Source organism: Bacillus sp. TH30, assembly GCF_016650875.1.
In the GTDB taxonomy this organism is placed as follows: domain Bacteria; phylum Bacillota; class Bacilli; order Bacillales; family Bacillaceae_G; genus Bacillus_A; species Bacillus_A mycoides.
In genome coordinates this window covers 4,102,167-4,116,344 of record NZ_JAEKEY010000002.1, presented here as the reverse complement: position 1 = coordinate 4,116,344, position 14,178 = coordinate 4,102,167, and the positions used below count along the sequence as shown (strand labels likewise).

General features: G+C 35.2%; 16 protein-coding genes and 1 pseudogene. 5 read left to right on the top strand and 12 right to left on the bottom strand.

Going from position 1 to position 14,178, the window contains the following annotated elements; genetic code table 11:
* Positions 1-75: 75 nt before the first annotated feature.
* Both JFU20_RS23495 and JFU20_RS23490 read right to left on the bottom strand, forming a co-directional pair.
* A complete protein-coding gene (locus tag JFU20_RS23495) occupies positions 76-324 on the bottom strand; it encodes a hypothetical protein (protein WP_059037618.1) in 249 nt (82 codons plus the stop codon).
* Between the two features lie 52 nt (positions 325-376).
* Positions 377-565, bottom strand: a complete 189-nt coding sequence (locus JFU20_RS23490) for a helix-turn-helix transcriptional regulator (protein ID WP_001038783.1) — start codon at positions 563-565, stop codon at positions 377-379.
* Between the two features lie 155 nt (positions 566-720).
* On the opposite strand from JFU20_RS23490, the gene JFU20_RS23485 reads away from it, so the two are divergent.
* The 5 genes from JFU20_RS23485 to JFU20_RS23465 all read left to right on the top strand — a co-directional run bounded on the left by JFU20_RS23485 (position 721) and on the right by JFU20_RS23465 (position 4,797).
* On the top strand, positions 721-1,155 hold the full coding sequence (locus JFU20_RS23485) for a helix-turn-helix domain-containing protein (protein ID WP_105586460.1): 435 nt from the start codon (positions 721-723) through the stop codon (positions 1,153-1,155).
* A gap of 12 nt (positions 1,156-1,167) precedes the next feature.
* Positions 1,168-1,629, top strand: a complete 462-nt coding sequence (locus tag JFU20_RS23480) for an ImmA/IrrE family metallo-endopeptidase (RefSeq protein WP_201038919.1) — start codon at positions 1,168-1,170, stop codon at positions 1,627-1,629.
* A 126-nt stretch (positions 1,630-1,755) separates the two neighbouring features.
* Positions 1,756-2,604 (top strand): DUF4747 family protein, encoded by an 849-nt coding sequence (locus JFU20_RS23475; protein ID WP_201038918.1) that lies wholly within the window; start codon positions 1,756-1,758, stop codon positions 2,602-2,604.
* A gap of 17 nt (positions 2,605-2,621) precedes the next feature.
* Positions 2,622-3,104, top strand: coding sequence for a hypothetical protein (locus JFU20_RS23470; RefSeq protein WP_201038917.1), 483 nt, complete (start codon positions 2,622-2,624; stop codon positions 3,102-3,104).
* 145 nt (positions 3,105-3,249) lie between these two features.
* On the top strand, positions 3,250-4,797 hold the full coding sequence (locus JFU20_RS23465; protein WP_201038916.1) for a recombinase family protein: 1,548 nt from the start codon (positions 3,250-3,252) through the stop codon (positions 4,795-4,797).
* Between the two features lie 32 nt (positions 4,798-4,829).
* On the opposite strand, the pseudogene dpaB reads toward JFU20_RS23465, so the two are convergent.
* The 10 genes and pseudogenes from dpaB to rbfA all read right to left on the bottom strand — a co-directional run.
* A pseudogene (dpaB, locus tag JFU20_RS23460) lies at positions 4,830-5,255 on the bottom strand (dipicolinate synthase subunit B); the annotation flags it as partial.
* A complete protein-coding gene (gene dpaA, locus JFU20_RS23455) occupies positions 5,252-6,154 on the bottom strand; it encodes a dipicolinic acid synthetase subunit A (protein WP_002128797.1) in 903 nt (300 codons plus the stop codon). The gene dpaA and the pseudogene dpaB, both read right to left, overlap by 4 nt.
* A gap of 172 nt (positions 6,155-6,326) precedes the next feature.
* Positions 6,327-6,575 carry a YlmC/YmxH family sporulation protein gene (locus JFU20_RS23450; RefSeq protein ID WP_002014571.1) on the bottom strand — a complete coding sequence of 83 codons (249 nt, stop codon included), beginning with the start codon at positions 6,573-6,575 and terminating at the stop codon, positions 6,327-6,329.
* 135 nt (positions 6,576-6,710) lie between these two features.
* A complete protein-coding gene (locus tag JFU20_RS23445; RefSeq protein ID WP_002088150.1) occupies positions 6,711-7,952 on the bottom strand; it encodes a M16 family metallopeptidase in 1,242 nt (413 codons plus the stop codon).
* A gap of 86 nt (positions 7,953-8,038) precedes the next feature.
* On the bottom strand, positions 8,039-8,938 hold the full coding sequence (locus JFU20_RS23440) for a polysaccharide deacetylase family protein (protein WP_002128798.1): 900 nt from the start codon (positions 8,936-8,938) through the stop codon (positions 8,039-8,041).
* Positions 8,939-9,092: 154 nt separating this feature from the next.
* On the bottom strand, positions 9,093-11,246 hold the full coding sequence (gene pnp, locus JFU20_RS23435) for a polyribonucleotide nucleotidyltransferase (RefSeq protein WP_002014567.1): 2,154 nt from the start codon (positions 11,244-11,246) through the stop codon (positions 9,093-9,095).
* Positions 11,247-11,407: 161 nt separating this feature from the next.
* On the bottom strand, positions 11,408-11,677 hold the full coding sequence (gene rpsO / locus JFU20_RS23430; protein WP_001229392.1) for a 30S ribosomal protein S15: 270 nt from the start codon (positions 11,675-11,677) through the stop codon (positions 11,408-11,410).
* Between the two features lie 100 nt (positions 11,678-11,777).
* Complete coding sequence (gene ribF, locus JFU20_RS23425; protein WP_002128800.1) at positions 11,778-12,749, bottom strand: bifunctional riboflavin kinase/FAD synthetase; 972 nt, start codon at positions 12,747-12,749, stop codon at positions 11,778-11,780.
* 43 nt (positions 12,750-12,792) lie between these two features.
* Positions 12,793-13,716 (bottom strand): tRNA pseudouridine(55) synthase TruB, encoded by a 924-nt coding sequence (gene truB, locus JFU20_RS23420; protein WP_002014562.1) that lies wholly within the window; start codon positions 13,714-13,716, stop codon positions 12,793-12,795.
* 90 nt (positions 13,717-13,806) lie between these two features.
* On the bottom strand, positions 13,807-14,163 hold the full coding sequence (rbfA, locus tag JFU20_RS23415) for a 30S ribosome-binding factor RbfA (RefSeq protein ID WP_000776437.1): 357 nt from the start codon (positions 14,161-14,163) through the stop codon (positions 13,807-13,809).
* Positions 14,164-14,178: the final 15 nt, after the last annotated feature.

The window sequence follows — 14,178 nt, the reverse complement described above, 5'->3', positions numbered from 1 at the left end:
TATTTAGTTTTCAAATGGTTACAATGAATTTAGTACATACGTAACTTGTCTATTATTCATGTAAAAAGAGAGGAACTATTCCTCAATGTTTTCTTTCACTTGTATTTCTTTGATGATGGCCCAACCAGCCTTGTAATATGCTTGAAGGATTTTATCAATATCCTTTTGCGATTTTGGTTCAGGAGCCACAACATGGACTTTCGTTTTTCCAAATTCATAAGTCGCTGCATATTCTTCTTGTTGGCTCATGGTGTCACCTCTTGAAGTGCTTTTTATATGTTTATGCGACGGATCTGTTGGTACTGCCATGTTAGTTGATGGCATTTTCTCACCTACTTCCTAATCAAAAAGTATAAGATTCTTGTACTCATATACATCAAATTAAATCTTTTACATCACACCCAAGAATAGCAGCCAACCTTATAGCTTTTTCAAGATTTGGATTACTATAGCCATTTTCCCAATTACTTATTGTAGATTTTGTAACTTGCATTCTACCTGCAAGATCTTGTTGCGTTAACTTACTTTTTTTCCTGGTTCTAATTAACTTGATATTTTTGTTCACTGTCTCGCTCCTTGTATAAGTTATTTGTACTTTCATTATAAGTATAAGATTCTTGTACGTCAACACATTTGTACAATATTCTTGTACAAAGTTTAATATTTCATTTGTATAAGGTACAATATCTTTGTACTTTTTATTAACGGGAGGTGCTAAAAATGTTGAAACAAAGATTAAAAGAAACACGTAAAATACGTCAACTTACTCAACAAGAATTAGCCAATAAAGTAAATACCACTAAGGGCACCATTAGTAACTATGAGAACGGACATAGCACTCCCTCAAACGAAATGCTAAAAGATTTAGCTAATGTTTTAGGAGTAACAACAGATTATTTATTAGGAAGAGAAGATGAATCAAGAGTATCAAATACACTTCCTGACTTAACAAAAAAAGATAGTCGTGATATTGCACGTGACTTAGAAAAAACATTAAAGGATTTAGAAAACAGTGATGAAGCGTTAATGTTTGATGGAGAACCAATAGACGACCATACAAAAGAAATGATTCGTATTTCTCTGGAAAACTCAATGCGCATGGCAAAACAATTAGCAAAACAAAAATTCACTCCAAACAAGTATAAAAAAGATTGAACGGAGCGAGAAATGGAAATTAAAGAATACGCACTCAAAATCGCAGAAAAACATGAAACAACAAATCCATTTGAAATTGCTAGACGAAAAAATATTATAGTGTTGTTTGAAGACCTTGGGAATACTCTTGGTTTTTACAACACATATAAACGCTTTAAATTCATTCATATTAATAATCAAATCGACGAAACCACTCAACGTTTTGTGTGTGCTCATGAACTTGGACATGCCCTATTACACCCAAAAGCAAATACTCCATTTTTAAGAAATAAAACTCTGTATTCTGTAGATCGTTTAGAGATTGAAGCAAATACATTTGCAGTCGAGCTCTTATTACCTGATGAAATGATTTCTGAATATCAGAATACTAATCTATCAATTCAAGAAATAGCAGAAATTCATGGAGTTCCGAAGAGTTTTTCTCGCTTGAAAACTTTTAAACAATCCTTCGAAAATTTAGAAAGGAATAAATAATTTTATAGCTTTATAGTTTAAGTTTCCTTTTTACCATTTATTTCATTTAATTATTTATCACATTTACTTTTTTTGTTATTCTGTAAATATAGAAATTATGTTTCAATACTAAGGAGTCTATTATCCATGAAAAGAAAATATTATAGAGGCAAATTTATTGCATCAAAGATTAATATTCATGAGAATATATTTAGTGAAAATGTTGAAGAGTTAATTAGATTAATACCTATAGCAATATCTAAGAAACCAGAAATATTAGACGGTAATTACAAATGGATCATAACAGAAACTAACGAGATAATTGAAGACGGTAAAAATTTTATATACGGGAATTTAGTAATGTCTCGTTTTGAATCCGTCAAAGTCCTTGATGGGGATGAATTAAAGGAACACCCTATTCCTGGTAGAGCTTATACATCTAGATTTGTATATGAACCCACTAGTGAAATACTTATTTTTGAAGAGACTTCAAAAATAAGAAGAGATGATTTCATTAAAATTTTCGCCCAATTAATACAGCAAAGTGATTTTCAAATTGGTGAAGTTATTATTACATTTATAAATCAAACTGAAGATTTGATTAAACAAATTAAGTCCTTGGATGTCTTAACTAAAATTGAATTTGAATTCATTCACCCTAATTTTCACGGTAGAAAAACTTTCAAATCATTATCTGACATCATTAAAGAAGAAAATGCAAACAAAATGAAGCTTCATTTAGAAAATGAAAAGGGCCTCAATAAGGAAGGTGAAACTATTAATGCCGGTCTAGAAATGATTGAGACTTATGGTGAAGCAAAGGCAACTGGTCATAACAACTTACCTAGTCGTAAAGAAAGACAAACAAAAAGTAAAGCGATACATATAGATTCAAGGGATTCAGTATATATGACTAATATAAGTGAAAAATCGGAAGGTGCATTAAACAAGAAACTTCGAGGGTTTGTCTTAAAAATATCTCAAAAGTTTAACTAAAAAGAGAGGTGAAATTCATGCTTAAACGAGAGGAACGTACAACATATGATAATACCTCATTCTTTAGTATGCTAAAAACCAATGGAATTTCCAGCCTAACTGTTACAAATTTCGGATTTTATTTAGCGATTCTCACTGGAATTCTTTTTTATTCCATCTTAGTCCGCATGACGGATCAAACAATCCCTGAAATCGCCAATTATATCAGTAATATACTTCCCGGAGTTTCCGCATCTATTTTAGGCATTATTATCGCTGGTTTATCAATCGTTGTTGCATTAACCTCTGGTAAAATATTTCACTTACTTTTAAAAAATAGAACCCTTCAAAATCTTTTGTTTCCTTTTTGGTATGCAGCAACTTTATGGGGAATTTTACTCTTTGTATCTATGTCTTTTCCCATACTAATAAAAATGATTACAATAAAACCATTAGTATATATCTTGGCAATTACCTTTTCTTTTTTATATATACTTTATGTGGGACAATCGCACTTATAGGAAATACTATTCGAATTATGATTATTTTGGCAGATCTAAACAATGATCAATAAAAAACTTTTGAATATTCAAAAGTTTTTTATTTTACCCTTTACAACTTTACCCCATTTTCTTTTTATATGATCGATAACCAGGAGGAACTGCTATGAAAACTGCAATCTACTTACGTAAATCCCGTGCCGATCTCGAAGCCGAGGCACGCGGTGAAGGCGAAACTTTAGCAAAGCACCGCTCTACCCTGCTGAAAATTGCCAAGGAAATGAACTTAAATGTTTTATCTGTCCGTGAGGAAATCGTATCTGGTGAGAGCTTAGTGAAACGTCCTGAGATGTTAGCGCTGCTTGAAGAAATTGAAGATAACAAATATGATGCTGTTCTTTGCATGGATATGGACCGTTTAGGGCGTGGAGGCATGAAAGAGCAAGGAATCATTTTAGAGACGTTTAAACGCTCGAATACGAAGATTATGACACCTAGGAAGACTTATGACCTTAATGATGAGTGGGATGAAGAATACAGCGAATTTGAAGCGTTTATGGCACGTAAGGAGTTAAAGATTATTACACGTCGTATGCAACGTGGCCGTATCGCAAGCGTGGAGGCTGGTAATTACCTCGGTACCCATGCGCCTTATGGTTATGATATAAACCGTTTAAATAAGCGAGAGCGTACTTTAACAATTAATTCAGAAGAAGCTTCTGTTGTAAGAATGATATTTGATTGGTATGCAAATGAGGATATGGGTGCGAGTGCAATTAGGAACAAATTAAATGATCTTGGCTACAAAAGTAAGTTAGGGAATGAATGGAATCCTTATAGCATCTTGGATATATTAAAAAACAATGTGTACATCGGAAAAGTAACGTGGCAAAAACGAAAAGAAGTAAAACGTCCTGACGCTGTGAAACGTAGCTGTGCAAGACAAGATAAATCAGATTGGATTATTGCTGATGGTAAACATGAGCCTATCATACCTGAAAGCTTATTTGAGCAAGTGCAAGAAAAATTAAATTCAAGGTATCACGTTCCTTACAATACGAACGGAATTAAAAATCCACTAGCTGGCATTATTAAATGTAGTAAATGTGGTTATAGTATGGTCCAACGTTATCCGAAGAACCGAAAAGAAACGATGGATTGTAAACACCGTGGTTGTGAAAACAAATCAAGCTATACTGAATTAATCGAGAAGCGTTTACTCGAGGCATTAAAAGAATGGTATATCAATTATAAAGCTGATTTTGAAGCGCATAAGCAAGGTGACAAATTAAAAGAAACACAAGTTATTCAAATGAATGAAGCTGCATTAAGAAAGCTTGAGAAAGAATTAGTGGATGTCCAAAAACAAAAAAATAATTTACACGATTTATTAGAGCGTGGCGTTTACACCGTCGATATGTTTTTAGAACGTTCGAATGTAGTTTCTGATCGTATTACTGAAATTACTTCCACGATGGAAAACTTAAAGAAAGAAATTAAAACAGAAATTAAGAAGGAAAAAGTGAAGAAAGATACAATACCTCAAGTGGAGCATGTTCTTGATTTGTATTTTAAAACAGATGATCCCAAAAAGAAAAACAGCCTCCTAAAGTCGATTTTAGAAAAGGCCGTTTATAAGAAAGAAAAGTGGCAAAGGCTCGATGATTTCGAACTTGTGCTTTACCCTAAGCTCCCTCAAGATGGTGACATATAAGCGTTCGTGCTTTGTCGTCACCTTGTTGGTGTAATTAGATTTACTCCATTAAGCCCCAACGCATCATTCGTCGAAACAGCTAACACAACAGGCTTCCCATTTCTAAGCGTCGCTTTTGCTGCCATTAATACTGGAGAGTCTGTCATTGCATTTGCAAATTTACTCATCGAATTCCCTGTTAGTGGTGCGATCACCATGCAATCTAGTGGAATTTTCGGTCCTAGTGGCTCTGCGCCAACGATTGAATTAATTGCCTTAAAACCGGTTATTTCTTCGATCTTTTTAATCCATTCTTCCCCTTCGCCAAATCTAGTATTTGTTGATTGGACAGTATAAGAAACAACGGGACGTACTTCTGCACCTTCTGCAATTAACTTCTCTAAATGTGGCATAACTTCTTCATACGTACAATGTGACCCTGTAAATCCGAAACCAATTCGTTTTCCCTTCAAACTCATTTCTCATCATCCTCCTTTGCGATTGCATCCGCTATTAATAACTGAGAAAGAACATTCGCTAATATTTGTCCTGCTGTTTTCGGTGCAACAATCCCAGGAAGACCAGGTGCTAATAATGCCTTCACTCCACGCTTCTCCGCATAGCGAAAGTCCGTGCCACCTGGCTTAGAAGCTAAATCAATAACTAGCGTATGAGCTGGCATTTTTGAAATAACATTCGCTGTCACAACGAGATGCGGAATTGTATTAATAACAATATCGATATTACCTACTTCTTTCTCTATGTCTTGCATATGAAAAGGAGAAAACATCATTTCTGTAATACGAGCAATATGTTCCGAACGTCTCGCTCCAACTTTGACATGTGCTCCTAATGATTGAAAGGCTCTTGCAACACTCATACCAGTTCTACCAAATCCTAAAACCATTACATTCGATCCATGAATTGTGTAATCAGTATGTTGAATAACCATCATTAGTGTACCTTCTACGGTCGGAATAGAGTTATAGATTGCAACATCATCACGATCAAATAATTTTACAAGTTTGCGATTTGTAGTAGCTACGAGATTTTCCAAGTAAGGTGTACCAATACCTGAATATATAGTGAAGTTTTCTGGTGTCTTTTCAATTTGTTCTTTCGTTATGGAAACTTTCTCATTTGAAAAAATAGTATCTACTTCTCCTCTGGCATTCGTCCCTGCAACCGGCAAAATAATTGCATCTAAAGAAGTGAAATTTAAATCTTGTATACTTTCCTTTGCTGCCCCTGTGAAGCCATGATCTAACTGTTCAAACCCTATTAATGAAAGTTTCGCGTCCAGTTCGACTAGCTTGCGAATTACTTCTAGCTGCCGTGCATCTCCTCCTATGACAGCAATATGCATCTCAGTCAACATTCCCTAATTCACCTTCTTTTTCTTTCATTTATAAGAAAAATGCCTACTTTTTCTTTTTCCTCCACATCATATGTAATGTACGAGTTTGAGGTGATTGAAAAACAAAAAGCACACGTGATTTATCTTCTTTATATAAAGATAAAAAAAAGACAACCAAAATGGTCATCTTTCACTATGATCTTGAATGGTTCGTAAGATCGCAAAGTATCATATCATTTCCAACCTTCTTTATTTTGCTCCATTCTACTCTCACTTCTTGCTGTTCTCTTTTAAAACCTCCCCATTTCCCAGCAGGTATAATAAGCGCTTGTATTTTTCCATCTCTCTCATCAATTTCTAAATCTGCATGACCTAAAACTCCCATTTTTTCTGCTCTTTCTAAATCCACAATCTCTTTGCCACTTAATTCACTTAAACGCATTAAATCTCCCCCTATCCTACTTTTTATGAAGGTTATCCTATAATAAGTACCTATTCTGCATATATAAAAAAAATAACCGTATCTCATATAAAAGAGATACGGTTATTTCCGAAAGCGAATGAATTACAAGATCGATTAAAGTTTCATTCCTTTTGGCAGTTTTCCATCTGGACTAATAAGTGCCGCAGAGAATTCATCGGTAAACATATTGCGAATTAACTCGTCTACATTTTGCTTTGTTACAGTGTTTACACTTTCAATAATCTCATCAAGAGAACGATGTTTACGAAGAAGCAATTCGTTTTTACCATTACGGCTCATACGACTATTCGTACTTTCTAAACTTAACATTAAGTTTCCTTTTAATTGTTCTTTACTATTAACAAGCTCTTTTTCTGTAATACCTGTATTTTTCAACGTATTTAACGTTTCTTGCATTGTTTCATACAGTGTATCTAATTGTTTACTACCTGTTCCACCGTAAAGTGTTAACATTCCTGTATCTTCATAAGAAGAGTGATAAGAGAATACTGAGTACGCCAATCCACGTTGCTCACGTACTTCTTGGAATAAACGGCTACTCATACTACCGCCTAAAACATTATTTAATACAATTAAGTTATAAATATCTTCGTGTCCCATTTGCAAGCCTTTATATCCTAAACATAAATGAGCTTGTTCTGTTTCCTTCTTACGTGCTACTTTATTGAAATGGAAAATTGGGCTATGTACTTGTTCACGATTTGTTGTCCCTTCGTAACTACCGAAATATTGCTCTACAGTTTGTAAAAATGCTTCATCAATATTCCCTGCAATTGATACAACAACATTTTCAGGTGTGTAATGATCTTTCATATATTGACGTAACGTATCACCTGTAAATGTTTCAAGCGTTTCTTCTGTTCCTAAAATAGGATATCCAAGCGGATGCGTTTCATATGTTGCTTTCGTTAACATATCATGCACAATATCATCTGGCGCATCTTCGTACATTTTTATTTCTTCACATACAACATTCTTCTCTTTTTTCAGTTCTTCCTCATCAAATGTTGAATTAAAGAACATATCTGCTAAAACATCTAATGCATATTTAGCATGCTCATCTAGCACTTTCGCATAGTAACATGTATATTCTTTTGAAGTAAAAGCATTTACTTGTCCACCAATGCTATCAAATGATTCTGCAATCTCTCTTGCACTTCGCGTTTCTGTCCCTTTAAAGAACATATGTTCCAAAAAGTGCGAAACCCCATTATTTTTTTCATTTTCATTTCTTGAACCTGCGTGGATCCATATACCAATCGCAACCGAGCGTACAGTTGGTATATTCTCCATAACAATTCTTACACCATTTTTACACGTATATTTTTTAATCAAAAACTTTCCTCCTAATGCCAGTTTCTCTAAATAATTGCTATTATTTAATGATAACAAGTTTAGAGATGAATGTCATGCAAATGTATTTAATCCACACGTTTTTCATCTAGTAATTCTGTAATATTCCCCACTTTATATCCTTGTTCCTTTAAATTTTTAATCATAGTATCTAGCGCTTCTGTTGTAGATGAAGTAGGATGCATTAGCACAATAGCACCTGGATGTATTTTTCGCATTACTCTCTGCAATAGCACACCCGGTTCTGGCCGCTTCCAATCAATTGTATCTACAGTCCACATAATCGTCCCCATTTGGAAATCATCCGCTATTTTTACTACCTCATCCCGAAAGCTTCCACTTGGCGGAGCAAACCATCTCACTTTCTGATTTGTAGCTGCTTCTATCATTCGATTCGTTTTTTGTAATTGATCTCGTATTTCATCTGTAGACAGCGTTTTCATATTAGGGTGTGTGTAAGAATGATTTCCTACTTCTTGATTTGCATCGACAATCATTTTGGCAAATCGTAAGTTTTCTTTCACCCAGCGTCCTTCTAAAAAGAAAGTCGCCTTCACATCATGTTTTTTCAATATCTCTAATATACGTGGCAAATACTCATTACCCCAGGCCACATTAATTGTTAATCCCACCATCTTTTTATTTGGATGTCCTCGATAAATGGGAGCTGGTGGTAAATCTTCTAAGTGAACACTCGGTGATACTTCCTTAAATTCAAGTTGTTTTTGATCAAACTTCTTGATTTTCTTCATATTATTATAGGACGCTTCTATATCCACTTGTTTTCCATTATACCCAGGCGTCGCCTTCCAAATCTTATCAATCATCGCATTTTGCGGCATAATCTCGTACTGTTTTACATGCTTTTGAATCTCTTCATACAAGTTATCCTGCGCAAAAACGGAATAAGAGCCACAACCCATATATAAAGAAAATATAAATATGTACGCTAATATACGAGCTTTCATATAAACCCTCCCATTAACTATAAAAAAGAAACCATTTTCTTCTTATCTTTGTTAATTTGAGCGTTATGATGAAAACTATACCTATACTCACATAAAAATCTAAATGAATCACATTTTTTACATAACAAAAAAAGCCAGCTAAACTGGCTTTCACTTATTGTTGCTCTTGTGCGTTTTCTTCTTTAGCTGCTTCTTCTTTAGCTGCTTCTTTTTCTTGCTCTTCTTTTAGCAATACTTTTCTAGATAAGTTTACACGACCTTGTTTGTCAATCTCGATAACTTTAACTGAAATCTCATCACCGATTTTCACAACGTCTTCTACCTTACCTACACGCTCAAGTGCAAGTTCAGAAATGTGAACAAGTCCATCTTTACCGCTAAATAATTCAACGAACGCACCGAATTTTTCAACGCGTTTAACTTTTCCTAAGTAGATTTCGCCTACTTGTACTTCGCGAACGATATCTTCGATAATTTTCTTCGCTTTTTCATTCATCTCTTGATTAATTGATGAAATGAATACTGTACCATCTTGCTCGATGTCAATTTTAACACCAGTTTCTTCAATGATTTTATTAATCTGTTTACCACTTGGTCCAATAACATCACGAATTTTATCTGGGTTAATTGCCATTGTAATAATCTTCGGAGCATACGCAGATAACTCAATGCGAGGTTCAGCAATAACAGATAACATATGATTTAGAATGTGCACACGACCAATTTTCGCTTGTTGTAATGCCTCTTCTAAAATTTCACGAGATAGACCATCGATTTTAATGTCCATTTGCAGTGCAGTTACACCTTTTGCAGTACCTGCTACTTTAAAGTCCATATCACCTAAATGATCTTCCATACCTTGAATATCAGATAAAATTGTGTAATGCTCACCAGATTTAACTAGACCCATTGCAATACCTGCAACTGGAGCTTTAAGTGGAACACCAGCATCCATCATCGCTAAAGTACTACCACAAATACTTGCTTGTGAAGTAGAACCATTTGATTCTAACACTTCAGATACAAGACGTACTGTATATGGGAAATCTTTTTCAGATGGAAGTACAGGCTCAAGAGCACGTTCTCCTAGTGCACCGTGACCAATTTCACGACGACCTGGTCCACGCATCGGTCTTGTTTCACCAACACTAAATGATGGGAAATTATAATGATGCATGAAGCGTTTTGATTCTTCTACACCAAGACCATCTAAAATTTGCACATCGCCTAATGCGCCTAATGTACAAATACTTAACGCTTGTGTTTGTCCACGTGTGAATAAACCAGAACCATGTGTACGAGATAAAATACCAACCTCTGATGCTAAAGGACGAATTTCGTCACCTTTACGACCATCTGGGCGGATTTTTTCAACTGTAATAAGACGACGTACTTCTTCTTTTACAATTTTATATAAAATTTCACTTACTTGTCCTAATGTATCAGCGTCAACTTCCTGAGCTTCGTAATGCTCAATTACACGCTTTTTCACTACATTAATTGCATCTTCACGTGCATGTTTTTCGTGCACTTGAATTGCAGAATGCATATCTGTCTCAGCCATTTCACGTACAGCTTGGTTCAAATCAGCATCCACTTCATAAAGTTTCACTGCTGTTTTCTCTTTACCGACAGCTTGTACAATCTCTTCTTGGAATGCAATTAGACGTTTAATTTCGTCATGACCAAACATAATCGCCTCTAACATTGTTTCTTCAGGCACTTGATCTGCTCCTGCTTCAACCATGTTAATTGCATCTTTCGTACCAGCTACAACAAGGTGAATATCACTTTGTTCTTGCTGTTCTACTGTTGGATTAATAACGAACTCGCCATTAATACGACCAACTGTCGCACCTGCGATTGGACCTTCAAATGGAATATCTGAAATAGATAATGCTAATGAAGAACCAAGCATAGCTGCCATCTCAGAAGAACAGTCTTGATCAACACTCATTACGATGCTGACAACTTGTACTTCATTACGGAAACCATCTGCGAAAAGTGGACGGATTGGACGGTCAATTAAACGACTTGCTAAAATTGCTTTTTCACTTGGACGGCCTTCGCGCTTAATAAAACCGCCTGGGATTTTTCCAACTGCATATAAACGCTCTTCATAGTTTACTGTAAGCGGGAAGAAATCTACATTTTTTGGCTCTTTTGATGCAGTTGCTGTAGATAGAACTGCTGTGTCGCCGTATCTTACTAATACTGCTCCGTTTGCTTGTTTTGCAAGCTGACTTGTTTCAATTGTTAGCTGACGACCAGCTAAATCTATCGAGAAGACTTGCTTTTCCTGACTCATTTAAGTACCCCTCTCAATTTAAAATATTCAATTCTTCTATGTAAATGGATAGTATATCACAATATTCTTTCCTCTAGTATTGCCGAAAATTAAGTAAGCTATAAAGAGTAGAAGATATATTTTTACCTAACAAAAAAGCGGGAATATTCCCGCTTCTTTGACTATCGACGTAAGCCAAGCTTTGTGATTAATTCACGGTAACGTGTGATATCGCTATTACGAAGGTAAGTAAGTAAGTTACGACGTTTACCAACCATCTTTAATAGACCACGACGTGAATGATGATCCTTCTTGTGAGTACGTAAGTGCTCGTTTAGAGTGTTAATTTGCTCCGTTAGGACAGCAATTTGAACCTCTGGAGAACCAGTATCAGTCTCATGAGTTCTAAATTGTGCAATGATTTCATTTTTACGCTCTTGTGTTAAAGCCATCCTATTTCACCTCCTAATAATTAAACCCCCAGTTACCTAGCAAGCATCGGTGAGTCGCAATGCCAAGTAATGGTTGTCATAAAGTACATAACATATAATACTACTTTTCATTTGAAAAAGCAAGTATATTCTTTACGCTCGCAAAATATTCTTGGGCAACCTTTTTATCTTGAGCGATTTGAGCAACTAACTCATCAATTCCATTAAACTTTTTTTCTTCTCTTATACGCATGTGCCATTCCACTGTAACACTTTGATCGTATATGTCTTTATTAAATTCAAATAGATGCACTTCAATAGATAATTGACGCTCATTCTCTTTGAAAGTTGGTTTATATCCGATATTACATACACCATCATGCCATTCATCATGAACCTTCAATCTTACCGCATATACACCTACAGGTGGCAACAAATATTCATCACTTAAACCTACATTTGCAGTTGGGAAACCAATTTGACGTCCACGCTTATCACCGTGTACAACTGTTCCTTCTACCGTGTAAGCTCTCCCTAAAATAGATGGAATTTGTTCCATTTCACCGTTTCGAATTAACTTTCGTAATGAAGTAGAACTTACTTTTTCTTCTTGATATTCAACTTTTTCGATCACGGTCTGTGTAAACTCCCCTCTTGCATGAAATGGTAAAGTCTCCATCTTCCCTTTTCCTAAACGTCCATATGAATAATCAAAGCCTGCTACTACATGCTTTACATTTAAACCAATAATATACTCATCGACAAACTGCTGTGGTAATAATCCAGCAAATGGCTCATCGAATTTCACCACATATAAGATATCAATTCCTAAACTTGCGATGATTTCTTCTTTAAGGCGCATCGGTGTAATATACTCCACATGCGCTTCTTTTTTTCCTAATACAACAGATGGGTGTGGATGGAACGTCATGACAGCACTTTTACATCCTCTTTCATCCGCTATTTTTTTCGCTGTTCGAATCACACGTTGATGTCCTAAATGAATGCCATCAAAATATCCTAATGCCATTACAGTAGGTGGTAATTCTATTTTATTTTGTTCATGTGGATGAGTTAAATGAATAAGTTTCACGCTTGAATTCACCTTTTTCTGTAATAATCCTTCCAATAATTCATTATAGCTTTAGTTCTTGATTATTCACAAGTACTTTCATTGGCTTTAGCATTCCAGGGTGTTTTGGGTGATGCTCATAAATTGCTAAGCAACGATCATTTTTATCAAATACTGTAATAAATGGTGCTGTTGTTTCTAATTCATTGTTTAAGAACATACCGTTCTTTATTTTTTCAGCTTGCTTTTCATCTACAACCATTTTTGGAAACTTACTTAGCGCCTCATCAATTGAGATGAAAATAGACTCTACTGTTCCATTTTGCACGTTTTCTTCAATTTCTTCAAATGATATGCAATCTTCTAGTAAAAATTCACCAGATGCTGTTCTTACAAGGTGAGACATATGTGATGGAAATCCAAGTTTTTCACCTATCATTACTGCTAGTGTTCTTACATATGTTCCTTTACTACACGTTACACGGAAACGAAATGAAATATTTTCCCCTTCAAAAACTTCACGTTCATCAAGTAATACAAATTCATGAATTGTAATTGTACGAACTGGACGTTCAACTTCTTGTCCTGCCCTTGCATATTCGTATAGTTTTTTTCCGTTAACTTTTACAGCTGAGAACATCGGCGGCATTTGTTCAATTGTCCCTGTTAATTCCGCTAGTACCTCTTCTACTTCTTTACGTGTAATGACACGATTTACATCTTGTTTCTCCACAACTTCACCAGAAGCATCTTCTGTTGTTGTTGAAAATCCTAATGTCACTTCACCTTCGTATGTTTTTGTTTCACTTGTTAAAAATTGCGCAATTTTTGTTGCACGCCCAACGCAAATAGGTAATACTCCTGTTACATCTGGATCCAGTGTCCCTGTATGACCAATTCGTTTCTCACGCAATATCTTTCTTAATTTGAACACACAATCATGTGATGTCATTCCCTTTGGCTTATGTAATAATACTACACCTTCCATATACTCACCTCATCATTATTCTTTTGTAGTAATTGCAATTATGCAAAACTTATTTTACATTGAAAAAATGGATAGACAAATGTCTATCCATTATTCTTCACGTTTACCGTCTTTATTAATTTCATGTAAAAGTGTATCAATTCGATGACCATATCCGATAGACTCATCAAACTCAAAGGTAATTTCTGGTGTTTTACGAAGACGAATACGTTGGCCAATTTCTGAACGAATAAAGCCTTTTGCCTTCGCTAAACCTTTTAATGTATTTTCTTTCTGTTCTTCGTCACCTAAAACAGAAATGTATACTTTAGCAATTTGTAAATCTCCACTCACTTGTACATCTGTTACTGTAACAAATCCAATACGTGGGTCTTTAATTTTACGACTGATAATGTCGCCTAATTCTTTTTTCATTTGCTCGCCCACACGGTTCGCACGTAATTTCATAACTCTTCACCTCAT

Coding starts and splice junctions, on each gene's coding strand:
- JFU20_RS23495 (WP_059037618.1), bottom strand. CDS start 324: ATGCCATCAACTAACATGGCAGTACCAACAGATCCGTCGCATAAACAT.
- JFU20_RS23485 (WP_105586460.1), top strand. CDS start 721: ATGTTGAAACAAAGATTAAAAGAAACACGTAAAATACGTCAACTTACT.
- JFU20_RS23480 (WP_201038919.1), top strand. CDS start 1,168: ATGGAAATTAAAGAATACGCACTCAAAATCGCAGAAAAACATGAAACA.
- JFU20_RS23475 (WP_201038918.1), top strand. CDS start 1,756: ATGAAAAGAAAATATTATAGAGGCAAATTTATTGCATCAAAGATTAAT.
- JFU20_RS23470 (WP_201038917.1), top strand. CDS start 2,622: ATGCTTAAACGAGAGGAACGTACAACATATGATAATACCTCATTCTTT.
- JFU20_RS23465 (WP_201038916.1), top strand. CDS start 3,250: ATGAAAACTGCAATCTACTTACGTAAATCCCGTGCCGATCTCGAAGCC.
- dpaA (WP_002128797.1), bottom strand. CDS start 6,154: ATGTTGACTGAGATGCATATTGCTGTCATAGGAGGAGATGCACGGCAG.
- JFU20_RS23450 (WP_002014571.1), bottom strand. CDS start 6,575: ATGCGTTTAAGTGAATTAAGTGGCAAAGAGATTGTGGATTTAGAAAGA.
- JFU20_RS23440 (WP_002128798.1), bottom strand. CDS start 8,938: ATGAAAGCTCGTATATTAGCGTACATATTTATATTTTCTTTATATATG.
- pnp (WP_002014567.1), bottom strand. CDS start 11,246: ATGAGTCAGGAAAAGCAAGTCTTCTCGATAGATTTAGCTGGTCGTCAG.
- rpsO (WP_001229392.1), bottom strand. CDS start 11,677: ATGGCTTTAACACAAGAGCGTAAAAATGAAATCATTGCACAATTTAGA.
- truB (WP_002014562.1), bottom strand. CDS start 13,716: ATGGAAGGTGTAGTATTATTACATAAGCCAAAGGGAATGACATCACAT.
- rbfA (WP_000776437.1), bottom strand. CDS start 14,163: ATGAAATTACGTGCGAACCGTGTGGGCGAGCAAATGAAAAAAGAATTA.